16 protein-coding genes are annotated in these 22,831 nt (G+C 55.5%); 8 read left to right on the top strand and 8 right to left on the bottom strand.

Annotated features, from left to right (window positions below; all coding sequences use genetic code 11):
• Nucleotides 1-47 precede the first annotated feature (47 nt).
• Both ODQ19_RS18700 and ODQ19_RS18695 read left to right on the top strand, forming a co-directional pair.
• A complete protein-coding gene (locus ODQ19_RS18700) occupies nt 48-1,682 on the top strand; it encodes a Shedu anti-phage system protein SduA domain-containing protein (protein ID WP_330210883.1) in 1,635 nt (544 codons plus the stop codon).
• A 639-nt stretch (nt 1,683-2,321) separates the two neighbouring features.
• A complete protein-coding gene (locus ODQ19_RS18695) occupies nt 2,322-6,341 on the top strand; it encodes an NACHT domain-containing protein (RefSeq protein ID WP_330210882.1) in 4,020 nt (1,339 codons plus the stop codon).
• A gap of 208 nt (nt 6,342-6,549) precedes the next feature.
• On the opposite strand, the gene ODQ19_RS18690 is transcribed toward ODQ19_RS18695, so the two are convergent.
• Nucleotides 6,550-7,368, bottom strand: coding sequence for a DUF2971 domain-containing protein (locus tag ODQ19_RS18690; protein WP_330210881.1), 819 nt, complete (start codon nt 7,366-7,368; stop codon nt 6,550-6,552).
• A 1,013-nt stretch (nt 7,369-8,381) separates the two neighbouring features.
• A complete protein-coding gene (locus tag ODQ19_RS18685; RefSeq protein ID WP_330210880.1) occupies nt 8,382-9,620 on the bottom strand; it encodes an MFS transporter in 1,239 nt (412 codons plus the stop codon).
• A gap of 154 nt (nt 9,621-9,774) precedes the next feature.
• Between ODQ19_RS18685 and ODQ19_RS18680 the strand changes: the two genes are divergently transcribed.
• Entirely contained in the window at nt 9,775-10,587 is an 813-nt protein-coding gene (locus ODQ19_RS18680; RefSeq protein ID WP_330210879.1) for a class I SAM-dependent methyltransferase, read from the top strand.
• A gap of 319 nt (nt 10,588-10,906) precedes the next feature.
• On the opposite strand, the gene ODQ19_RS18675 is transcribed toward ODQ19_RS18680, so the two are convergent.
• Entirely contained in the window at nt 10,907-11,293 is a 387-nt protein-coding gene (locus ODQ19_RS18675; protein ID WP_330210878.1) for a TIGR03067 domain-containing protein, read from the bottom strand.
• Between the two features lie 340 nt (nt 11,294-11,633).
• Between ODQ19_RS18675 and ODQ19_RS18670 the strand changes: the two genes are divergently transcribed.
• Together ODQ19_RS18670 and lpxO are read left to right on the top strand one after the other, a co-directional pair.
• Complete coding sequence (locus tag ODQ19_RS18670) at nt 11,634-12,959, top strand: Wzz/FepE/Etk N-terminal domain-containing protein (protein WP_003191065.1); 1,326 nt, start codon at nt 11,634-11,636, stop codon at nt 12,957-12,959.
• A 264-nt stretch (nt 12,960-13,223) separates the two neighbouring features.
• Nucleotides 13,224-14,123: a lipid A hydroxylase LpxO gene (gene lpxO / locus ODQ19_RS18665; protein ID WP_044273650.1), complete on the top strand. Its 900-nt coding sequence runs from the start codon at nt 13,224-13,226 to the stop codon at nt 14,121-14,123.
• An 18-nt stretch (nt 14,124-14,141) separates the two neighbouring features.
• Here lpxO and ligD read toward each other — a convergent pair whose 3' ends face one another.
• Both ligD and ku read right to left on the bottom strand, forming a co-directional pair.
• The gene (gene ligD, locus ODQ19_RS18660; protein ID WP_330210877.1) at nt 14,142-16,661 is read right to left on the bottom strand and encodes a DNA ligase D; all 2,520 of its coding nucleotides are present in this window, start codon (nt 16,659-16,661) and stop codon (nt 14,142-14,144) included.
• Between the two features lie 24 nt (nt 16,662-16,685).
• A complete protein-coding gene (ku, locus tag ODQ19_RS18655; RefSeq protein ID WP_330210876.1) occupies nt 16,686-17,525 on the bottom strand; it encodes a non-homologous end joining protein Ku in 840 nt (279 codons plus the stop codon).
• A gap of 184 nt (nt 17,526-17,709) precedes the next feature.
• Here ku and ODQ19_RS18650 point away from each other — a divergent pair, with 184 nt between their 5' ends.
• Entirely contained in the window at nt 17,710-18,018 is a 309-nt protein-coding gene (locus ODQ19_RS18650; RefSeq protein ID WP_014718365.1) for a hypothetical protein, read from the top strand.
• Between the two features lie 12 nt (nt 18,019-18,030).
• Nucleotides 18,031-19,188: a PQQ-dependent sugar dehydrogenase gene (locus tag ODQ19_RS18645; RefSeq protein WP_330210875.1), complete on the top strand. Its 1,158-nt coding sequence runs from the start codon at nt 18,031-18,033 to the stop codon at nt 19,186-19,188.
• A 176-nt stretch (nt 19,189-19,364) separates the two neighbouring features.
• Here the strand turns inward: ODQ19_RS18645 and ODQ19_RS18640 are convergent, their stop codons facing one another.
• Nucleotides 19,365-19,844 carry a nuclear transport factor 2 family protein gene (locus tag ODQ19_RS18640; RefSeq protein ID WP_116668717.1) on the bottom strand — a complete coding sequence of 160 codons (480 nt, stop codon included), beginning with the start codon at nt 19,842-19,844 and terminating at the stop codon, nt 19,365-19,367.
• 54 nt (nt 19,845-19,898) lie between these two features.
• A complete protein-coding gene (locus tag ODQ19_RS18635; protein ID WP_330210930.1) occupies nt 19,899-20,462 on the bottom strand; it encodes a TetR/AcrR family transcriptional regulator in 564 nt (187 codons plus the stop codon).
• A gap of 125 nt (nt 20,463-20,587) precedes the next feature.
• Between ODQ19_RS18635 and pssA the strand changes: the two genes are divergently transcribed.
• Nucleotides 20,588-21,931 (top strand): CDP-diacylglycerol--serine O-phosphatidyltransferase, encoded by a 1,344-nt coding sequence (pssA, locus tag ODQ19_RS18630; protein WP_330210874.1) that lies wholly within the window; start codon nt 20,588-20,590, stop codon nt 21,929-21,931.
• Nucleotides 21,932-22,002: 71 nt separating this feature from the next.
• On the opposite strand, the gene efeO is transcribed toward pssA, so the two are convergent.
• A complete protein-coding gene (gene efeO / locus ODQ19_RS18625; protein ID WP_014718370.1) occupies nt 22,003-22,818 on the bottom strand; it encodes an iron uptake system protein EfeO in 816 nt (271 codons plus the stop codon).
• Between the last annotated feature and the right edge of the window lie 13 nt (nt 22,819-22,831).

Raw genomic sequence — 22,831 nt, 5'->3', positions numbered from 1 at the left:
CTTAATGGCGTTTCGCACCCTGCGTTCAACACCTAAGGAAAGCCCAGATGCAAGAGCTGGAAGCACATTACATGGACGGTTCGCTGGCAACGGATACCAGGCTATCGTTTAGCGAAAACGACCTTCCACCTGGTACCGAACCCATGCTGCAGCAGGTCCGCCAAGGCACCCTGCGTGAAATCGTGCAAGGCGAGCATCGTACGCCCGATGTTGATGAGATCGTCAGTTGGGTGCGTAACTGTTATCGCAAGAATCCCCTAATCGGCGATATAGCTCGTGCGATGTTCGTGATCAACGAAGATTTGGTGGTGGCCGATTCGGAGTTGCCTACCCCTGACGAAGTACTGCGCGATCTTCATCGCCTAGAAAAGTTAAAGCTGGATCGCGAGTTCTTTGTCTCCTCCACATTCGAGGGCCGGCCCTGTGGCGTCCTATTCAGGCGCTCGGAAATGGTGGATGGCGGAGTTCTGTTCGAAATTACGGTTTTTGGGCGCGAAGGGTTGTCTGGCAAGGTGGGGCAATTGAACCTGCAGCTATCGAGCAATCGACCGGAGCCATTCATTTCCATGTGCACGGAAGAAGGCTGGGTCCGGTTCGAGCGCGAGTACGCCGTGCAGGTGGCGCACATCATGTTCCTTCTGCAATGCCTGTATCAATACAAGAAATACCTTTATCCGGTACTGCCGCTGAATTCAATCGTCGATAACCGCAAGGACCGCCCCCGCGACAACCCGTACCTGGTGCAGCTCATCGCCCGTGCTTACCATGGTCAGGTGGCGTGTACGCGGGTCAGGGTAGACCTTGCCATCGTGCAGCCCCGGGACATCGACTATGCACTGCGGATCCCGGATGAGGACATTAGCCGGTTCATCACCCATGCTAGAACTACCGATATCCTTTTGTACGAAGAGAACGGCGCGCTGGTCATGGACGACGACTATATCGTCTATATGGCATGCAGGGCGCTTGGCCTGACGCGGGTGAAAGCAGTGATTGTAGGTGCATTCGACCAGCCGCTTGCCGAGGTAATAGAGGTAGGGGGGCGCGAGCTGATACCGCCCATAGGCGTCACTCGCCGGGACAATCGCTCACGCCGGGGCAGTGTCGACAAGCAACATTTGCTGCAACGCAAAGTATCAGCGCTGGGGCCAAAGGTCTCTCAATCGGCAAGGTTTGAGCGCAACTTCATTGAGTTGTGCCATCTACTGGGCCGGGTCGGCACGCGTGAAAAAGACCTGCACCGTTTCCTCAAGCAGCATACCCAAGTACTGGATTCCCATGTGGCAGCGGTCTACAGCGAAGTTCGCATCGGCAAATACCGTGCGGACCTGGTGCTGCAATACCGCCAATCGGACAAGCGTGTTGTGCTGGTGGAACTCGAACCCCACAGCGCGCAGATATTCACCAAGCGCAATAGCCAGCGGCACAAGGTGACCCACGCAGTGCAGCAGGTGCAGGACTGGATCAGGGAGATCCATAACAACGCGAGTAACCTGCCACAGTGGCTAGCGGGCAACTATGCCGCAGAAGGTATGGTGGTGATCGGGCGCTCTAAGGATTTGACGCAGGAGCAGAAAGACACCTTGATGATCCATAACGCAAAGTCAGATATCAAGATTCTCACTTACGATGATCTTCTGGAGCGCTTTCAGCGCTTGATCGAGGTGCTCGACAAGCGATGATCATAGCCTAGGTGTGGTACAGACTGGTCTTCAAAGCGCCATCCCACCGCTTGAGCGCGAACTTGCGATTTGGGTGGTGTGGTGCTCTGTTAACTTGATGAATTGCGGCAACTTTATGCCAGTTTTTATCTTGATCAGCCGCCCAGTGGTTCGTTGCGTAGTGCAATTCATCGCGACGGTCTGCTGCCGGCCAGAAAGAGACATCGGCAAGCGACCGCTGTCGGTCATATCGAACCCTCACAAGCGAGCTATCGGCCAAAAGCAGCCGCCATATTAAACTACTTTCGACCCGATGCAGTCACTCGAAGGACTTAAAACCAAAGGTATTCAGGCTTTTCCGGATAGTTCAACAGGGGCTTTACCCGCACCGAAGTTTTCAGCAGAATCGATCCGAAGTGCACGCCTCGATGCGCAGAAAATGAATGTGTAAAGTGGGAATCGCTTATATCTTCTTCCCGGATGTTTTCAATGGGGTTTTGACTCAACATAGCAAACATGGAGTACGTATGAATAAGGAAGGTCATCAGGCAGATTTAACCGAAATAGCTGCACCGTATTTATATTGAACGTAGCGTTTTGAGTCTCAGTCACCATCTGCCTCAGACCGCAGCGCACCTGCATAAAACGAGCGCCCCCCCAATGAGCCAAGACTTCTACCTTCCTCGTACGCTTGCTTCCGATGAGAGGACATTCACAGAGCAGGAGCTGATGAGCGCTTCGGCCTATGTGGTCGTACTATCTGAGCCAGGGGGCGGAAAGTCGTCCTTGCTCAAAAGTCTCGCGGATCAGCTGAAAGTCGAATGTGTGACTGCCAACCTCTTCAGCCATATGGGTGCAGATTCGAAGAATGGCTCTTTGGTCATCGATGCATTTGACGAACTTGCGAAGATCGATCAGGTTGGTATCAACAGGCTTCTAGTCTATGCGAAAAAATCTGATCCAAAACATGTCATCATATCCAGTCGGTCGAGCGAGTGGGGTGCATCGTCAACCAAGGCCTTTGAAGATGCCTTAGGACGTACCCCACTGGTGGTCAGATTAGAAGAATTTAACGAAGCAGAACAACAAGCCATATTCTCCTATCATGTCGTAGGTGAGGACTTCGTTGCCTTTCGTGATGAAGTGTCAAGGTTTGATTTGGAATCTCTTCTACCTAATCCACAATTTCTTAAGCTCTTCGCTGACGCTTACATAGAAAGCGGTAGACGATTCAAAGACAAAAACTCGATATTCTCGATGGCTGTTGACCGGCTGGCAAGAGAAGTCAACACTAGTATTGCGAGCAAGCACAACTCTTTTCCAGTAGCAGAAAAGGTTGCTTTAGCGGATGAAATCTTTGCCAAATTACTTCTTTCCGGCTCAGATGGCGTTACTACTAGCGAGGCAAGCGAGACACGGATATTTCCGATGCTTAACTCGGTACAAAGCAAAAATATCTGTAACATCGATATATTGTCGACGAGATTGTTTAAGCTTGGAGATCACCCTGATCTTCACCGCCCCGTCCATAAGGTTGTGGCTGAATATTGCGCAGCTTGCTATCTAGTGAGACGAATTGAAAACGCACAAGATACGCTGACGCTATCAAAATGCGTGTCGATAATTGCACCCAACGCTACTGTACGAGATGAACTGCGTGGATTAATCGGATGGATGGCCGCACTGGGAGGTAAAGATGTACAGAACACCATTATCCAGCTTGATCCGTACGCGGTGCTTGCTAACGGAGACCCCTCTCAGCTCCATTCATCCACAAGGCGGGCGCTAATTCATAAGCTCCGTGAGATTGAAATAAAAGATCCTTATTTTCGAAGAGGCGACTACGGACGCAGTTTCAGCATAGCTGGCTTTTTCTCGAAGGATGTCATCGATGAAATTAGACCAATTTTATCAGCTGGAACAGATGGGCATCTTCGAGATCTTATACTGGAGTTGCTTGTTTCTAGCAAAGAAGCATCACATTTTGAGGCGGATCTTCGAAGCATTCTCCTATCGGCGGAAGAATCCCAAAACTCTAGGTTGCTAGCGAGTAAGTGCCTGCTTTCGATTTCCTCTTTCGATCATAAAAAAGATATTTCAGTTTTAATCTCTGAGACCAGTCACAATTCATTGCGCGTGGCTTCAGAAATCATCAAGTCTCTCTATATTTCGCCATACAACCATGAAGTCACGCTCGACTTTCTTAGGGAGTGTGCAAAGCTCTATCCAGAGGGATATGAACAGTATAACCCGCAGATTGAATCTCGCTACTTTGTAAGACGTTTCGTAGCGGATTTAGATTTTAGAACGGCGGAGCGCCTCTTAGATGATTTGACCTTGGGGCTAGAGTGCATCTGTGACAAAAAAAACTACGAGTGCAGTTGTAGAACCGGAATTAGCAAAATAATCGGCTTGCTGTTGGATAATTATTTTAGTGCTGCGCCTTCACCCTACAATCCGATTCAAGTCTGGCAGTGGGTGAGAAACTTAAACTATTACTATCAGAAAAGCACTGAGCAGAGCGCTGCCGTCAAAGTGATGCGAGAGAATATCGAATTGAGACAAGGCGTTCTCGCACTAGTATTTGCTCCTCTTGCTGATCGAGAGGAAATTATTAACACAAGAATCCACAACTTTGATTTTCATTCACACTCTGGGCTTGGTGTGTTTCGAGATGACACGCAATATTTAGCTGATCTTGCGTTTGAAAATGATAACCCCGTTCTATGGGGAACTTGCATTCCTCTTCACCACAAACATCGTACGGCGGATGAGCTAGGGTCTGATCCATTGAGGCAACGCCTTCGCAAACAAGCCTTGGCAAAACCTGAATTCATGCGCGCTTGGGCTATTTTTGCTCGTGCGGCATCTAAAATGGGAAAACTGGATGGACTCCCCAGAAACCTCAAGCGAAGGTTCAAACGCAGTCAAAGGAGGCAGGCTTTAATTCATGAAAAAAATATTCTATACGTCAGGGAGAACAGAGATCTAATTGCATCGGGCGCACATTGGGCATGTCTTGCGCGATTCGCAGAGCTTACATTGATGCACCCAGAAAAAATTAATGAAGAGTTTGGTGACAAAGAAATAGTACATACAGCATTGAAAAACTGCCTCAGCTTTATAGCCCCATCAGTCCCAGGGCTACGCGAACTGGCAGAGTTAAGCTGCTCTTCCAGAATTTCCAGAAACATTCAGATACTGCACGCCGCCTGCGCTCTAATCATGGTGGCCAAAAACTCATTGGATGAAGTTGATCCGAGCCTGCTTCGATCATTGCGACCATGCATCAACATTCATTACAGCACTATTGGCGAGAACACCAAGACCGCTCTGAAGCAAGAGATTGATAGGATTATATTTGCAGAAGCTGGTGCATTAGAGACGTTTTTAAGGCAGTTTGTCGAGCCTCAACTGGAAAATTCATCCTGTACGAATCCTGACGTTTGGTTGTTGTGTAGCGATGATGCATTCAGTGAGCTGAAACCCAAGCTTTCGATCGAGTGGCTCGTTAGATTCGAAAACTTAAATCTTAGTGTACTCGAAAGTATATTTGATGTTGCCGCAGGGTATGGCGAGCGCTCGCTGCTAATTGATATCATTAGGGAGCGCACTTCTGCTTTAGTAGACAAAATCACCAAGACTCCAGATGATCCTGACATAATTTGCAAATGCAAGTTCTGGTTCATTCGAGAATTTTACTTCATTGATTGCATCAGCTATCCGCAATGGCACTGGCTGCAAGCAGATCCAAATTCAATCTTTAATCTGTGCAACCGGTCGAGTCGATTCGGCAATCGGAGCCACGGCTGGCCAAGTTTGACGGCCTTAAAAACGAAAGCTGTGCTAGACGCCTATGTCGAACGGTGGCCGAGTGTATATTTACCGGACCAATGGGGAAGCGATAGTCCAAATAGCGAAAGAGCATACCGCTATATACAGGATTTGGTTTGGAGTTTTAATTCCTTTGATCCAGATGACGCTATAGTGCCGCTAATGGAGCTAATCGCAGATCCTAGGTTCAACGATCTGCACAGGGATCTTAACAGCATATACAGTAGCCAATTTAGAAAACTCTCCCTTCAAGATTACGAGGCGCCTAGTCCAAAGCAGGTTTCGGACTTATTGGATTTAGATTCGATTGTAACAGTAGAAGGATTGCGTCAATGCATCATTGATGAGCTACGTGACCTTCAAAGAGCTATCGATGGGGGCGAATTCAACTCAGGCGCTCGCTTCTTCGAAAACGGAAAGCATTTAAATGAAAACTCCTGTACATCAATCATAGCGGAGCGGTTAAGCCTTAAGCTTTTGTCGAAAGGCATTATAATTACACCTGAGCATCATCTTAAAGATGACAAGCGAAGCGACTTCACTGCCTCAAAGGTGATAAATGGAAAAAGACGACTACTGGTTACGGAGGTCAAAGGACAGTGGCACAAAGAACTATATACAGCCGCAAAATGTCAGTTGCATGAGCGTTACTCAATACATCCCGATGCCGAGTACCAAGGAGTTTTTCTCGTTCTGTGGTTTGGGGCAGACATATCTACAGCGGGTATCAAGACCTCTGGAATAGGATCAGCGGAAGAACTTAAGCTCTGCATTCAGACATCGTTGCCGTCTGAGCTATACGGATTGGTTGACATATTTGTATTAGATTTATCTAACTCCGGATGACTTTCGACAATATAATTTCTAGCTATTTGGAGGCATAGCGTTGCTGCCATTCAACCCAACGGCACCTGCGCATTTTTTAAGAGAAGAATGCCTGCGGGCTTTGGATTGAATACATCTTCTTTTGAATGGCTGCTAATGGCCGAAAGAAGCCTGCTGTGCTGGACGGGCAGGAGATATCATGATTCGAGGGGGCAATTTGAGTGGCCGATTAAGTACCTGCTGTCCCCAGCAGTCCTAGCCGCTTTGCTTCCAGATGTGACATGTATTCTACGGGCTGAAATTCAACTGAGAAGTTAGACTTGCTACGAGAGCCTTGCCAGAGCTGGACGTGTTCATTTTGTCCTGCGAGAACTAACGCGATGATCTCAATCGCAGTTAGGGGCATGTCGGGGCCGAAGTAGATGCCGGTGAGTGCTTCGGAAGGATACCGATACGCCGTACCGGCTTGGCTATGAATAGCACGCCACTCGTGCTCATAAGCCCAATCAATCGCTTTGGTACAATAGAGATCGGATACAGGGTCGGAGTCTTCACCGCACAGGATCGGAACGATGTCGAGAATGGGCATGTCTTGTGTGTAGCGGACCTTCTTAATCTTGTGAAATGGATCGGCCAAGGTTGAGAACTCCAGGCAGAAACCTTTGCAATGATCCCCGTAGTGGGACCACATCAACAAGTTGTCCTTCTTCTCTGAAAAGCAGCTGACCCCACGTTGTGACAGAAACCTTTTGATCATGTCATCTAAAGTTTTTTGTCCTATGCGAAGAAGCATATCCCGAAGCACTGTAGGGGATGCCTTCTCGAACTCTCGCCGAATCCCATTTTCGATTTCGGGCTTCGCTAAGTAATAGCTTCGCAGTTTCTCAACATCGTCGTCAGTTGGCTCCTTGATACGCGGTGAAAGGGCGCAGTCGTAAGGGTCATTGAAAGCGAGCGGGGAACCGAAATAGATTAATTGGTCCTTAAGATTCTGAAGCGACTGAGCGGTAAAGCGCTCATACTTGTAGAGGTGCAGCGGCGATGACATGGTTTTAATTTCCTAGATAAAAACCTGACGCTACTGTTTCGCCATCAGTCTGTCCACTGTCCGTTGCTGTCCGATAGCGCCCGCTTGCGAACGTCCGCTTACGGCCGATAGCGGCCTTTGAAGACTGATAGGTGGAATTCCTGCATATGTTCAATCGGCCCCTACACCTAGCCCAGGCGTGGGCACCCTTTCTTGCCACTTCGGAAACTGGCCCCCGTGGGCTGGGTCCACCGATCCTTTCTGCCTAGCTAGACGAGGCGACCGTTACCAGTGATAGCTTCATGTCAATCTGTAGCATATCTACCACGTCCGGTCCGTCATCCTTGATCCACGTTCCGTACTGCTGACTAATCATCTTTCCATGAGTATGGCCCAACTGATCGGCGATCCAGTCGACCGGCGCACGGTGAAGGCCAGACCTCTCTACATACTGGCGTCTGGCTTGTCTTAGAATGCGGGATTCTACAGCCAGATTTCTTTCCGCAATTTATTTTGAGGTGCTGATTTTGCTGTCTTGGAACGGATAAGAAATGTGTGCGATGCGGAAAAATCATGTCCCTAAGTTAATGATTTAAAAGAAGAAAGTTATGGAATTAAAATCCCGTGTTTTGTAGGACATGCCCAATTTAATCTTCGGTGGGCTAGTTTTGATCAAAATGCTCACGAAGAGGCGCCCAGGGGGGCTGCTTACCCAGCAGCTGGCATATCGAAAGCTTGCAGGACTAAAGCTGATACCAATTTTGATACCATCAGCTGCAAAAAGGCGTATTCTGGTGCGATCTCCTGCGCGCTAACCGACTGATTTTATTGCGCTTTTGGCCGCATCACGATGCATCTAAGATCGCATCGTGATGTTAGCTGTGGAGATCAATTACTGTACCTATCAATGGGTTGCGAGCGTGACGGCAGGTGCCTTCAGGCGTGCGTCAACAGCGACATCAAGGCGCGAAACCCGGTCGCTGAGCACAAAATTTGGGATGTGTGTTGGAATTTGGCGCGCATTGTCGCATATGTCAGGCGACAGTTGTATGGCGAGCGAAGGATGGTTTTGCCAATGTCTCCGGCATGGCCAGCCACAACAGCATCAAGGCAACGGCTGCAACCGCCGCCAACGTCAGGAAGGCCGCGTTGTAGCCAGCTTGCTGCACCACGAAACCGGCCAGGCTGCTACTGAGCGCCGCGCCGAGGCCGAATACGGTGGAGAGGGCCCCCAGGCTGACGTTGAAGCGCCCGGTGCCTTGGGTCAGGTCTTTGACGATTACCGGGAAGAGGGCGCCGAATATGCCGGCACCGATACCGTCGAGCATCTGCACGGCCACCAGCCAGTAGGGGTCGCTGGACAGGGTATAGAGCACGCCACGCAGTGGCAGTATCAGGAAACCGGCAAGCAACAGCGGCTTGCGCCCCCAGACATCGGCCTTGAGCCCGACCAGCCAGGCCATCGGCACCATCACCAATTGGGCGGCGACGATGCAGGCTGACGTCAGCGGGGTGGCCATCTGCAAATTGATCTGCGCCAGTTTCTGGCTGACCAGCGGCAGCATCGCGGCATTGGCCAGGTGAAACAGTGCGCAGCAGATGGCGAACAGTAGCAGCGGTTGGTTGGCCAGCAATGCTTTCAGGCCCGAGGGCTGTTCATGGTCGTTGTGATGGGCCGGATCGAAACCACGGGCGACCTCATGGTCAATTGCCTTGGCCGGCACGCAACTGACCGCAATGACACTGGCGACGGCCATGAACGCCATCAGGTAGAACACCACCACCGGTCCGAACAGGTAGGCCAGCCCGCCGGCCAGCAACGCGGCCACAGCATTGCCGGCGTGGTTGAAGGTCTCGTTGCGCCCGGTACGCCGGGTGAAGGCGCGCGGCCCGGTGATCCCCAGCGAAATCGCGGAAATGGCCGGGGCAAAGACAGAGGCGGCTACGGCGCTGGCAGCCTGGGTCAACGCTACCCAGCCAAACGAACTGACGAAGGGCAGCATCAGGCAACTGCCCGTTACCAACAGCGCGGCAATGGCAACCACCGCGCGTTTGCTGCGAGTGCGGTCGATCAGCGCACCCGCAGGGCCTTGGGTCAGCAAGGCAGCGATGCCTGCCAGGGTCATGACCACACCAATGCTGGCCGGCTCCCATTGATGCACGGCCAGCAGGTAGATCGCCAGGTACGGTCCGAGACCGTCGCGCACATCGGCGAGAAAGAAGTTCAGGCTGTCCAGCGATAGAGCGATGCGCAGGTCTGAATGACGGGCCACGATGCGACCTTCAAGAGCGGCGTTCAGGGGCTGAACACGCGTTGGATTAATGACCGGTGGGCTGGGTGATAAGTTTCGCGGTGGGCCAGGGTTTCCTCCAGCGCGCGTTTAATTTACTTTCCAAAGCCCACTGTAATGAGTTTCTGGAGAAGCAATGGACATGCCCTCAGCGCAAGAGGCGATCGCCAGCAATAAAAATGCCTGGGACGAATCCGCCAGGTTGCACAAAGATACCGCGACCTGGGCGGCACTGCTGGCCTCGGTAGCCGAGCCTGATTTTTCCTGCCTTGACCCGACCATCACCACCTTGCTGCAAGAGGCGGGCGTGGTGGGCAAGGATGTGGTGCAATTGTGCTGCAACAACGGGCGCGAAAGCCTTTCGTTGTATGGCTTGGGTGCCCGTTCGGTGGTGGGGGTTGATCAATCCCGGGCGTTTCTTGAACAGGCGCGGGAGTTGGCCGAGGTCTCGCCACACAGCCCTGAGTTTATTGAGGCCGATATCCACCATTTGCCCGAGCGTTTGCAGGCACGGTTCGATATCGCCCTGGTGACCATTGGCGTGCTGGGTTGGATGCCGGATGTGGCGTTGTTCATGCAGCAGGTTGCCAGTGTGCTGAAGCCCGGCGGTACGTTGGTCATGTACGAAACCCATCCCTTTCTCGAGATGTTTGACCCCTGTGGGGCCAACCCGATGCTGCCTGCCAGTTCTTACTTCCAGCGCGAACCCTTTGTGCTGCAGGAGGCAATTGTCTATGAAGGGAAGGATGAGCGGCCCGGGCCGACCTCCTATTGGTATGTACATACCCTGGGCAGTGTGGTCAGCGGGGCTATCGCAGCGCAGTTGCAGATCGCTGATTTGCAGGAATACCCGCATTCCAACCGAGAAGAACTCTACGATCAATATGAGCATCAGGCCGCGCAACTGCCCCTGTGCTTTACCATGACCGCGATCAGGCGTGATGGCTGATCAAGGTTTGCGCACGCAAAAAAAGGCCCGCGAGGAGAGGGCGGGCCAAGTGATTCACTGGAGTAGGTAGGCCTGACCTTATAGGTCGAAAAGTGAAGGCCTTGTGAAAATACCGTGATCAAATCGGATAATCACGTCTTATGTGTCCACCTGTGGCGAGGGAGCTTGCTCCCGTAACAGCCTGCCAGCCACCGCCTATCTGCCTGACGCCCCGCGTTCCAACATGTGGGAGCTGGCTTGCCTGCGATAGCGGTGTATCAGTGACAGGTTAGTTGATCTGACCCACCGCTATCGCAGGCAAGCCAGCTCCCACATTTGATCAAGAGCGCCGTACGAAGGTGCGCATGGTTTGCCCTGGGCCGGTGCTGAACACGGTGGGCCTGGGCATGCCTTCATCCGCTGCGATAAATACGAAATCATCGCCGTCGAGCCGGTAACTGGCGGGGAGCTGTTTGCCTGCATCATCACCCATGTCGTCCGTCCAGGTAATGCTTTTGGGCGTGGTACTGGCGTCCAGTACGAAGCGTCCTGCCAATAATACTTCGCCACTGACCGTGGTCACTTCGAAGCGATCCCCCGCAATTGTCGTCGTCGCTCCGGGCGCGCTGTGGGCATCCACGGGGTTGAGCACGCCACCGTCTTCAAGAGCTGTTTGTTCCCAAGTGCCTTGCAGTGCGTGAAAGTCCGAGGCTGAAAGCGGTGACATGCAAACTCCTTATTGCTGTTCAAAAAAATGTTCAATTGTATTGAGGCTGACACTGTCCCACCTGTAGGCGAAATTTTTTTCTTTATAAGACAGGTATTTGACAGCTTTTTCATGTTGTATTGACTACGCTTGCAACCAGATCAGTCTGACATGGCTGTGTCATTTGGCTTACTCACCGAAATGAAACCGAAATAATCCCTAAGTCTGTGGGATATTTCAGGGGACTGAGTGGTCACATCGCCATTGGTCTGCCGTATCCAGGGCGTTGCCCCTGATTTTTGAAGTCATTCAGACTTCTGAGAATGATGGCCTTTTAGTATTATTTTAAGGTGTTCTTATTTTGAATCGTACTTCCCCGCTTCCGCCTTCCGCAGCGTCTGATGAAATTGATTTATTTGAATTGTTTCACGCCATCTGGCGACAAAAAAAGCTGGTGGTCGGGTGTACGCTTCTGGCCGGGGTATTAGGCGCAGGTTATGCCTTCCTGGCACCCAAGACGTATGAAGTCAGCAGTGTGTTACGGCCTGCGGCAATCAACGAGCTAGACGCCTTGAACCGTTCGGAAGTGTATAAATTGCCGCCTGCCGATGCGTTGCTCAAAGTGGGCGCGCAGTTGGACTCTTATGATGCGCGTCTGGGATTCTTCAAAGATCATGAGGAGCTGTTCAAGGCGTTCAAGAAACCGGGGCAAACCCTTGAGCAGAGCTTTGAGGCGTTCAACCGTAATTCCGTCAATCTGATTTTGCCCGACCCCAAGAAATCCGATTCGTTGAGCAGCTACATCCGTCTGGAGCTGCAATACCCGACCGACGTCGATGGTGTCGCGATCCTCAACGGTTTTGTGGACTACGCCATTGCCGCCGAGCGTCAGCAAGTAGGGGCCGACCTCAAGGTGATCGTCAATAACCGCTTGAGCGAGCTCAAGGGCAAGATCGACGCCGCCCGCGCCAACTACGATACCGATAAAGAATCGAAAATCGCCAAGCTGCTGGAAGCTGACCGGCTCAAGCGTGCCCAACTGCAGGACGAGCTCAGCGCTTTGCGCTTGCAGATGAAGATGGAGCGCACCAACCGCCTGGCCGAATTGGCCGAAGCGATCAGCATTGCCAAGTCCATGGGCATCCGTACGCCGACAACGCCGTCCTCTATGGCTGACTCCACCCGCACGGGTTCGAGCCAGGTCATGCGTACCGAGGTGAACAACCAGAAGATCCCGCTGTATTTCATGGGGACCGAGGCGTTGGAAGCCGAGCGCGCTGCATTGCAGCAGCGTACCAGCGATGACTTTACCAACCCGCGCATTGCCGAGATCGGCAAAGAGCTGCAACTGCTGGAAAGCAACCGCGAGGTTGAGGTGCTGCGCAAGCGTGGCAATGAAGACATCTTCTTGCAGGACGTCGAGCCGCTTCGGGCTGAAGTCGCCAGGTTGCGTGGTTTGAACATCGACATGAGCAACCTCAAGCTGGTGACGATTGACCGTCGAGCCCAAGAGCCTCTGTCGCCGATCAAGCCGAAAAAACCGCTGGTCATCGCGTTGAGCCTCGTCGGCGGCCTGTTGCTGGGCCTGATGATTGCGCTGATCCGCTACTTCGTTCGCAGCCGCACCCAGGCCGTTCCCTATACGGCATTAGGGGATCGCCGCGAGGATAAAGACACCCCGCTGTAACCCTTCAAACGCCCTCAAACAGGCAGGCTCATGAGCCTGCCTGCTCCTACCCCCAGCACACTCAGTAGACAGCTTTTCACAATTCTTAGTTAACCTTTGGTTACAAAGTGTGGCTAAATAACTGCCAATGGACGCACGCAGGCGGTTATCCCGCCGGCCGTGTCGCCTGTATGTGAATTGTGATTTCAGGTGCTGCTTATCCATCCTCGGCCGTTGTGGGCCCGCAGGAGCAGCCTGTTCTCTCCCTGACGTGTGACGAATCCCTTGAAACTCATCATTGTTGCTCTCTACGTTGCTTCCATTGCGTATGTACACCTGCGCGGTCGGGTGCGACACAAGCTGGGTCGCCAGCTTAGCGATCACTCGACGTTCCTGGCGCCGATCAACTGTTTCCTGTACCTGTTCTCCAAGCAGCCCAGCCGTCCCTTTCTCTCGCCCAGCGACTTCCCGGACCTGAGCCCATTGCAGGAGCACTGGGAAGAGATCCGCGAAGAAGGCCAGAATCTGATGCGAGCGGGGGAGATCAAGCGCTCGGAGCAATACAACGACGTAGGTTTCAACTCGTTTTTCAAGACCGGCTGGAAGCGTTTCTACCTCAAGTGGTACGGCGACAGTCATCCGTCGGCGATGAAGTTGTGCCCGCGCACCACCGAGCTGGTGCAGAGCATCGGCTCGATCAAGGCGGCGATGTTCGCCGAGCTGCCTCCGGGCTCCAAGCTGGTGCGTCACCGAGACCCGTATGCAGGCTCCTACCGTTATCACCTGGGGCTGGATACGCCTAATGACCCAGGCTGCTATATCAACGTGGATGGTGAAAACTATTACTGGCGCGACGGTGAGCCGGTGATGTTTGACGAGACTTACATTCACTACGCGGAAAACACCACCCAACAGAACCGCATCATTCTGTTCTGTGATATCGAACGGCCGATGAAGTACCGCTGGGCAGCAGCGTTCAACCGTTGGTTCAGCCGCAATGTGATGGCGGCCGCGGGTTCGCCCAACGATGAGGGCGACAAGACCGGCGGCCTCAACCGTGCATTCACCCGTCTGTATAAGATTCGCCTGCGTGGCAAAGAGCTCAAGAAGCGTAATCGCACGCGCTACTACCTGGAAAAGTGGGCGATCTTTGCCGGTCTGGCGCTGATCTTCATTCTTATCTGACCTGGCTCAAGGCGCGGATCACCCGGGTGGTTGCGCGCCAAGCTTGTCCCACATCTTTTTGCTGATCTTCTGCCGATTGGCATACCCCGCCCAGGGGTCATCCTTCAACGCCTGCAGCCGCTGGTGCAGGTTCGCCACTGTCCACTGCTGGGCGCCACGCAATCCTTTCAACTCCTCTCGACTCACCGGCACCGACACTGGCAGGCCTGGGCGTGCCCGCACTGAATACGCCGCCACGGTGCTGGCGCCACGGGCGTTGCGCAGGTAATCGATAAAGATCTTGCCCACGCGGTTCTTGGGGCCACTGGTGGCGGTAAAGCGTTCGGGCAGTTGCCGAGTCATGAATTGGGCAATAGCTTTGGCGAACGCCTTCACGGTGTCCCAGCCGTCGCGCCGGGCCAACGGCACGATCAAATGCAGGCCCTTGCCGCCGCTGGTTTTGACGAAAGCTTGCAAGCCCAACTCATCCAGCACCGACAAGGTCAGTTGGGCCGCTTCCAGCATGGCTTTCCAGGGCAAGGCCGGGTCCGGGTCCAGATCGAGGACGAACAGGTCAGGCGTGTCGATCTTGTCTGCGGTGGCGCCCCAGGTGTGAAACTCCACCGTACCCATTTGCACGGCACCGACCAGGGCATCCACGCTGTCTATTTCCATCAGGCGCGCATGGCCCGGATCCAGCGCCGGGTCCAATTGCTTTATGTGGGGAATGGCCAGGTGTTCTGAGTGTTTCTGGAAGAACTGCTCCCCTTCAATCCCTTCTGGCGCCCGCAATAGTGATACCGCGCGTGCGCGCAGAAACGGCAGGATCCATCCGCTGATATCGGTGTAGAACTGCGCCAGTTGCTGTTTTTGCGTGCCGCTGTGCTTATCGATAATGCGCTCGGGGTGCGTGATTTTCACGTTCTTCACCGTTGCCTGCGCTTTACCGGCTTTCGATGTGTGGGGTGCCTTGACGGACTTGGCCGCGCGCGGCTGTTCATGAATGATCTGCGACGCTGGCTTGTCGGTGCGCAGGCCCACAAACGCTGCCTGGCGCACCACGCCTTCACGGGTCCATTCGGCAAATTGCACCTCACCGACCAGGCTCGGCTCAACCCAGTGCACGCCACGGGCCTGGGCACTGGTCAATGGCTTTTGCAGTGGCGAGTCCTTGCGCTCAAGCGGGGTGAGCTTGGCATAGATACTTTTCAGCGCCGCCTGGTCAAAGCCCGTGCCCACGCGCCCGGCATACACCAGGCCCGCCTCATCGTTGACCGCCAGCAGCAGCGCACCAAAGCCGCTGCGCGAACCTTGCGGGCGGGTGTAGCCCACAATCACGAATTCCTGGCGCAGGCGGCATTTGAGCTTGATCCAGTTGTCACTACGCCGCGACACGTAGGGGCTGCCGGCACGTTTGCCGATCACACCTTCCAGCGCCAGGTCACAGGCGCTCTCGAAAATATCGCGTTGGCTGGCGGCAAAGGCTTCGGAGAAGCGCAGCAGTTTGCTTCGACTGCCGGACAGCGCAGATTTAAGCGCGGCCCGGCGGTCTTCGACCGGGTCCTCACGTTGGTCGCGGCCGTTCAAAAACGGTGCATCGAACAGGTAATAGACAATGTCCAGGCTGCGGCCGATATCGAACGCATTTTGCAGCGCCTGGAAATCCGGCAGTCCGTCGCCATTGAGGCTGACCACTTCGCCATCCAGCCAACTGTCCTTGAGCTTGAGGGCTTGCAAGGCTTTGCACTGACGCGGTAGGCGCTCGGTCCAATCGTGGCCGTTGCGGGTGAACAGGCGCACTTGACCGTCACGAATGCGCGCCATGATGCGGTAGCCGTCGAACTTGATCTCGTAGCGCCAATCACCTTCGGGCGCCCGGTCCACCAAGGTTGCCAATTGGGGGGCAAACTCATCCGGTAAGGCAGCGGTGCGCTTGGGCGTTTTGGCTTTTGGCGCGGCCTTGGGTTTGGCCTTGGCCTTGGCCTTTGGCTTACCCACCACCGCATCGCTGAGCACGCTGGCGGGCTCGGCCTGGACGATATCGAATTCAGCCGCCGGGCGCGCCTGCTGATCGTTTTCCTTGATCAACAGCCATTGCTCCTTGTCGCCGCTGCCCTTGAGCCGGGTTCGTACCAGCGCCCAGTCACCGGAGAGTTTCTCACCCACCAGAGTGAATTTGAGCTTGCCCGCCGCGTAGGCTTTGCGCGGGTCATCGTGGGGCTGCCAGATGCCTCGGTCCCACACGATCACATCCCCCGCACCGTATTGGCCGGCGGGAATGCTGCCCTCGAAACTGCCATAGCTCAGTGGGTGGTCTTCAACATGCACCGCCAGACGTTTCTGGCTCGGGTCCAGGCTTGGGCCCTTGGGCACCGCCCAACTCAGTAGCACGCCATCGAGTTCCAGGCGAAAGTCGTAATGCAGGTTGCGCGCATCGTGCTTTTGAATCACAAAGCTCAGGGCCGAGACGTTCCGCTTGCTGGCGGGTGAGCTGCCGGCGGGTTCGGCGGTGATCTTGAAATCGCGCTTGCGGTTGTACTCACTCAGGGGCTTTGCCATGTCGTTCTCCCTTCAATGGCAGGCTCAAGAGGCCTTGTTATTGGACTTTTTCGCGGCGCTTTTTTTCGCCGCAGGTTTACCCGCCAGGCTGCGTTTGAGCAGTTCGGTCAGGTCGATGACATCCGCGGATTTGCGCTCTTCGCCGCCTTCGACCGTTTCCACATCTTCGATCTTGCCGGCCTTGGCCTTCTTCGCCACCAGCGCCCTGATCTTGTCCTGGAAGCTGTCACGGTATTCATCGGGCTGCCAATCGGCGCTCATGTCTTGCACCAGGCGCTTGGCCATGTCCAATTCACCTTTGGCCAGGGTCGGCTTTGTCACATCGCTGCCCAGTTCCAACTCATCCAGGCTGCGCACTTCAGCGGGCCAGCGCAGCATGACCAGCACCAGGGCCGACTCCAGCGGCATCAACGCGGCCAGGTGTTGCTTGGTGTGCAGCACGACGTTGGCCAGGGCGACTTTGCCGGTTTTTTTCAGCGCTTCGCGCAGCAGTGCATAGACCTTGCCGCCGCGTTTATCCGGAGCGAGGAAGTAGGGTGTGTCGATGTTTTGCAGGGGGATCTGGTCGCTGGCGACGAAGGCGATGATTTCGATGGTCTGGGTGGATTTGGGGTGGGCGGAGCGAATTTCGTCTTCGCTGAGCACCACGTAGCGTCCTTTTTCAAAGGCCACGCCCTTGACGATATTTTCCTTGGTGACTTCCTTGCCGGTGGTTTTGTTGATGCGCTTATAGCCCACCGGATCCATGCTGCGCTTGTCCAGCCAGTCAAAGTCGACGCCCTGTGAAGAGGTCGCCGAGACCAGCGATACCGGGATGTGAACCAAGCCGAAACTGATGGCGCCTTTCCAGATTGCCCGTGGCATAGGTGTGATTCCTCAACGAAGAGCCTGTGTGCTGGTGACTCGCAGGGCAGGGCAAAAGTTTCGGCGGACAGATGCTCGGACAGATCGTGTTACACCTGATGAGAAACTATTTAGTGTCACAACGCGAACCCACGGCGTAGCGTGTTATCGAAAGCACGTAGTGCTTGGCATAGAGAGGTTGGCCATGAACCGTTGTGTACGTCATCTTGCAGCACTGGCGCTGGGCCTGGCCCTTGCGCCATTGGCCCAGGCGCAAAATTTGCCAGGGCGCAGCGACCACGGCCCTATTCACCGGGCCAACCCCAATAGCATGCAGGGCACCCAGCCCAATGCACCGGCGGTTCGCAGTATCCAGCCAGTCCCGGCCAACCCGCGGCCGACGCTGGAAAACGGCGGCATCGGCAACCGCTACCCCAAGCAGGAGGCGGCCCCCAGCCGACCGGCCACCGCACCCAAAGCGCCCACCTATGATGCCAACGGCAATCGCCGCTGAGGATTTCGCCTTATGTTTGCACGTAAAACCCTGCTAGTCGCCCTGTGCGCCACCGCATTGCTGCCGTTGAGCGCGGTGTATGCCGCCGATAGCCAACAGTTCCCCAGTGAGCAAGGCCGCATCACCGCCACGCCAGTCGCCAAGGGCCTGGACCATCCGTGGGCGCTGGCGTTTTTGCCCGACCAGCAAGGTTTCCTGGTGACCGAACGGCCTGGAAACCTGCGGTTTGTCAGCCCGGACGGCAAGCTGTCCGCGCCCTTGAAGGGCGTGCCGCAGGTATGGGCCAAAGGGCAGGGCGGGTTGCTGGATGTGGTGCTGTCGCCAGACTTCAAGCAGGACCGCCTGGTGTACCTGTCGTACGCCGAAGGCGGTGGCGAGGGCGGCAAGGCCGGCACAGCTGTAGGCCGTGGGCGCTTGGCAGCTGACTTGAGTGGCCTGGAGGACTTCAAGGTGATCCTGCGCCAGGAGCCCAAGCTGTCGACTGGCAACCACTTCGGTTCACGCCTGGCCTTTGACCGGGACGGCTACCTGTTCGTGACCCTGGGCGAGAACAACGACCGCCCCACGGCCCAAGACCTGGACAAGTTGCAAGGCAAAGTAGTGCGCATCTACCCGGATGGGCGCGTGCCGGACGACAACCCTTTTGTCGGTCAACCCGGCGTGCGTCCCGAGATCTGGTCCTATGGGCAGCGTAACCCGCAAGGGCTGGCCCTGAACCCCTGGAGCGGCACGATCTGGGAAAATGAACACGGGCCCCGTGGCGGTGATGAAGTCAATATCATCGAGCGCGGCAAGAACTACGGCTGGCCGTTGGCGACCCATGGCATCAACTATTCCCTGCTGCCGATTCCCGAAGCCAAGGGCAAAACGGCAGAGGGCACAGTGGCGCCCCATCATGTGTGGGAGAAGTCGCCGGGCGTCAGTGGCATGGCGTTCTATGACGGCGACCGATTCAAGGCATGGCAGCACAACGTGTTTGTCGGTGCGCTGGTGAGTCAGGAGCTGATTCGGTTGCAGTTCGAGGGCGACAAGGTGGTCCACGAGGAACGCTTGTTGGGCGAATTGAAAGCGCGGATCCGCGATGTACGGCAGGGGCCGGATGGCTTTCTGTATGTGCTGACCGATGAGGATGACGGCGTGTTGTACCGGGTTGGGCTGAATCAGGACTAAACGTGTGGGAGGGGGCTGACAGCAGACGCAGATCTAATTGATGCCCCGCGATCCAAATGTGGGAGCTGGCTTGCCTGCGAAGGCGGTGGTTCAGTAACAGATGCAGCGACTGATACACCGTCTTCGCAGGCAAGCCAGCTCCCACATTGGATCTCATTCTGTCTGCAGAGTCGGGGTTATAGCCCCAGCTCAGTCAGGCCCGGATGCTCATCCGGGCGCCGCCCCAGCGGCCAATGAAACTTGCGTTCGCTTTCCTTGATCGGCATATCGTTGATGCAGGCAAAGCGGTTGGCCATCAAGCCGTTCTCATCGAACTCCCAGTTCTCATTGCCGTACGAGCGAAACCAGTTACCCGAATCATCGTGCCATTCATAGGCGTAGCGCACGGCGATGCGGTTATCAGTAAAGGCCCACAATTCCTTGATCAGTCGATAATCCAGTTCCTTGGCCCATTTACGGCTCAGGAACTGCTTGGCTTCTTCGCGGTTATGGGCAAATTCGGCGCGGTTACGCCAGTTCGTGTCCAGGGTGTAGGCCAGGGATACACGCTGCGGGTCGCGGGAGTTCCAGCCGTCTTCGGCCAGGCGGACTTTTTCGATGGCAGACGTGCGGCTAAACGGCGGCAGGGGCGGGCGGACTTCTTCTTGGGCTGACATGGGCGACTCCTCAATGCAATAAAGGTTGGGTCGAAAGTTGCCTGGGCTGTGAGTTCAAAGTTGCAGTAAGGTCCGCGCCATGCATTGCGCATTATCGGCAGCTGTTGAATCACCCATGACCAGGGCAACGGTAATGGCGCCATCGATCAGGATCAGCAGTTGCGCGGCCTGCTGCTCCGGGTCGGGGGTGCCATGTGCTTGGCACAGTTCAAGTGCGTACTCGAACAGTTTGCGTTTATGGGCCTTGGCCAACAGGCGCACCGGGTCTTGGGCATCGCCGGTTTCACCACTGGTGTTGATAAAGGCGCAGCCGCGAAAGTCTACCGAGCCGAACCAGCCTTTGAGCGCGCTGAACAGCCCCAGCAGGCGCTCGCCGCTGTCGGTGCTGCGTTCTACTTCGCTGCGCAGCCATTGCATCCAGCGCTCGTCGCGGCGTTGCAGGGCGGCCACCACCAACTCATCCTTGTTGGCGAAGTAGCGGTAGATACTTTTTCTCGACACGCCGGCGGTTTTCACCAGTAAGTCCATGCCGGTGGCAGCGATGCCGTGGCGATAGATCAACTTCTCGGTGACGTCGAGGATAATGTCGCGGGTTTCATTCTGGGTTATATCGTTCATGTCGAGCGCAGTAGAACGATCGTTCTTCATGGTCAACAGTCTTTTTTCGATTGCCCGTTGCGAGACCTGAGCAGCCTCATGGTGTAAGCTTTGGGCCTCTTCGGATTCGACCCATTGCGAGCCCTATGCCGTCGTTCTTCAAACGCTCCCTGTTGCCCAAGCTGCGCGGTTTTGCGCTGTCCACCGAGGCCCTTGAGGTGCTGCCCAGCGCCGACGCCTATCGTCGCTGCCTGTTGGAGAAAATCGCCCAGGCGACCCGGCGTATCTACATCGTTGCCTTGTACTTGCAGCAGGACGAGGCGGGGCAGGAAATCTACGACGCTTTGCACGCCGCCAAAGCCGCACGGCCCGAACTGGATATCGTGGTGATGGTTGATTGGCTGCGCGCCCAGCGCGGGTTGATCGGCGCGGGCAAGCAACCGGGCAACAGCGCCTGGTACCAGGCGATGACCCAGCGTCACGCCAGCGAAGTACCGGTGTACGGCGTGCCGGTGCAAACCCGCGAGCTGTTCGGCGTGTTACACCTCAAGGGTTTCGTGATCGATGATAGCGTGCTGTACAGCGGCGCCAGCCTGAACAATGTGTACCTGCACAAGTTCGACAAATACCGCTTCGACCGTTATCACCTGATCCATAGCCAGCCCTTGGCCGATTCGATGCAGCACCTGGTGGAACACGGCCTGGTGGCATCCAAGGCAGTGCATCGCCTGGACCTGCCAAACCCGCCCACCACCCGCAGCCTGCGCAACGATATCGGCGACCTGCGCAGCCGTCTCAAGCATGCGACCTACGACACCACAGCCGGGCAGTTGCCCAATGGCCATCTGTCGGTCAGCCCCTTGCTGGGCGTCGGCAAGAACAACCCGTTGAGCCGTGTGATCCTCGAACTGATCGCCAGCGCCCAGCAGCAACTGACTATCTGCACGCCGTATTTCAACCTGCCATTGCCGGTGACCCGCGAGATCAACCGCGCCCTGGCACGCGGTGTGAAGATCGACATCGTGGTGGGTGACAAGACCGCCAACGACTTCTATATCCCGCCCACTGAACCCTTCAAGGTGATTGCGGCGTTGCCGTACCTGTACGAGATCAGCCTGCGGCGCTTTGCCAAGCGGCACCAGCCGATGATCAACAACGGCCAGTTGAACCTGCACCTATGGCGCGACGGCGATAACACCTATCACCTCAAGGGCATGTGGGTGGACGAGCGCTACACCTTGCTCACCGGCAACAACCTCAACCCGCGAGCGTTTCGCCTCGACCTGGAAAACGGCTTGCTGATCGACGACCCTCAAGGCCAATGGCTGGAGCCGCGAGGCGCTGAGCTTGCGAATATTTTCCAGCACACCACGCGTATCCAGGGTTACCAGCAATTGCAGACGCTGGTGGATTACCCGCCCGCCGTCGGCAAATTCCTGCGGCGTGTCAGCCGGGTGCGGATCGAGCGCTTGCTGTACCGCATCCTCTAGCCGAGCAACGGGCTGGCAAAAAAACACCCAGGCCCCTCGACAGGGACTGGGTGTTTTTCTGTGTGCGGCAGTTAGTTCAAGCCCAGCTTGCCGCGCAGGGTCGAGAGGTCTTCAGCCAAGGTGTTGACCGGGCCGACCAGGGCCTTGCGGTCGTTGTCCTTGACCTTGTCATAGGTCTCAAAGCCGCCGTCCTTGGTTTTGTACTTGGCCAGGATCTTGTCGACGCTGGCAAAGTTCTTGTCGACCTTGGCCAGGAAGGCCTGGTCCTGCTGCCCGATCTGGCCACGGAACAGGTCGACGATTTTCTTCGCGCCGTCGATGTTGCCCTGGAAGTCGTACAGGTCGGTGTGGCTGTAGCGGTCTTCTTCACCGGAGATCTTGGTGGCCGCGACTTCTTCGAGCAAGGCAGCGGCACCACCGACGACTTTCTCCGGCGGGAAGGTCAGGCCGTCGACGCGGGTCTTGAGGTCATTCACGTCCGCGTTGAGCTTGGCGGTCAGCGCTTGCAGGCCCTGGGTCGAGTTCTGCGAGAACAGCGCGTATTCGATCCGGTGGAAGCCCGTGAAATCTTCGGCCGTCACGCCTTTTTCATGGTCGTCGACACGCGAATCGATGGACGCGTCGAGGTCGCTGAACAGCTCGGCGATCGGCTCAATGGACTCATAGTGCACGCGGGTTGGCGCATAGAGCTTCTTGGCGGTGGCCAGGTCGCCTTTATTGATGGCGTCGGTGAACGCCTGGGTCTGGGTGACCAGTTCGCCGATTTCTTCGGTGACGTAGATCTTGTAATCCGACACCGGGCCCACCAGGTCCAACGGCGCAGTAGCGGCGAAGCTTGCCAGTGGCGAAAGGCTGAGTAACAACAACGCGATAGACGACTTCTTCATGGGAGACATTCCG

The sequence above is a fragment of the Pseudomonas sp. AM4(2022) genome (assembly GCF_036346515.1).
Classification (GTDB): domain Bacteria; phylum Pseudomonadota; class Gammaproteobacteria; order Pseudomonadales; family Pseudomonadaceae; genus Aquipseudomonas; species Aquipseudomonas paracarnis.
The sequence above is the reverse complement of the archived record's forward strand: the minus strand, read 5'-3'. Positions and strand labels throughout refer to the sequence as shown.

Bases quoted from the DNA above. Each gene is read 5' to 3' on its own strand.
- ODQ19_RS18650 (WP_014718365.1), top strand. From the start codon at position 17,710: ATGAACCGTTGTGTACGTCATCTTGCAGCACTGGCGCTGGGCCTGGCC.
- ODQ19_RS18640 (WP_116668717.1), bottom strand. From the start codon at position 19,844: ATGTCAGCCCAAGAAGAAGTCCGCCCGCCCCTGCCGCCGTTTAGCCGC.
- efeO (WP_014718370.1), bottom strand. From the start codon at position 22,818: ATGAAGAAGTCGTCTATCGCGTTGTTGTTACTCAGCCTTTCGCCACTG.
- ku (WP_330210876.1), bottom strand. From the start codon at position 17,525: ATGCCACGGGCAATCTGGAAAGGCGCCATCAGTTTCGGCTTGGTTCAC.
- ODQ19_RS18695 (WP_330210882.1), top strand. From the start codon at position 2,322: ATGAGCCAAGACTTCTACCTTCCTCGTACGCTTGCTTCCGATGAGAGG.
- ODQ19_RS18635 (WP_330210930.1), bottom strand. From the start codon at position 20,462: ATGAACGATATAACCCAGAATGAAACCCGCGACATTATCCTCGACGTC.
- ODQ19_RS18675 (WP_330210878.1), bottom strand. From the start codon at position 11,293: ATGTCACCGCTTTCAGCCTCGGACTTTCACGCACTGCAAGGCACTTGG.
- pssA (WP_330210874.1), top strand. From the start codon at position 20,588: ATGCCGTCGTTCTTCAAACGCTCCCTGTTGCCCAAGCTGCGCGGTTTT.
- ODQ19_RS18690 (WP_330210881.1), bottom strand. From the start codon at position 7,368: ATGTCATCGCCGCTGCACCTCTACAAGTATGAGCGCTTTACCGCTCAG.
- ligD (WP_330210877.1), bottom strand. From the start codon at position 16,661: ATGGCAAAGCCCCTGAGTGAGTACAACCGCAAGCGCGATTTCAAGATC.
- ODQ19_RS18680 (WP_330210879.1), top strand. From the start codon at position 9,775: ATGGACATGCCCTCAGCGCAAGAGGCGATCGCCAGCAATAAAAATGCC.
- ODQ19_RS18645 (WP_330210875.1), top strand. From the start codon at position 18,031: ATGTTTGCACGTAAAACCCTGCTAGTCGCCCTGTGCGCCACCGCATTG.
- ODQ19_RS18700 (WP_330210883.1), top strand. From the start codon at position 48: ATGCAAGAGCTGGAAGCACATTACATGGACGGTTCGCTGGCAACGGAT.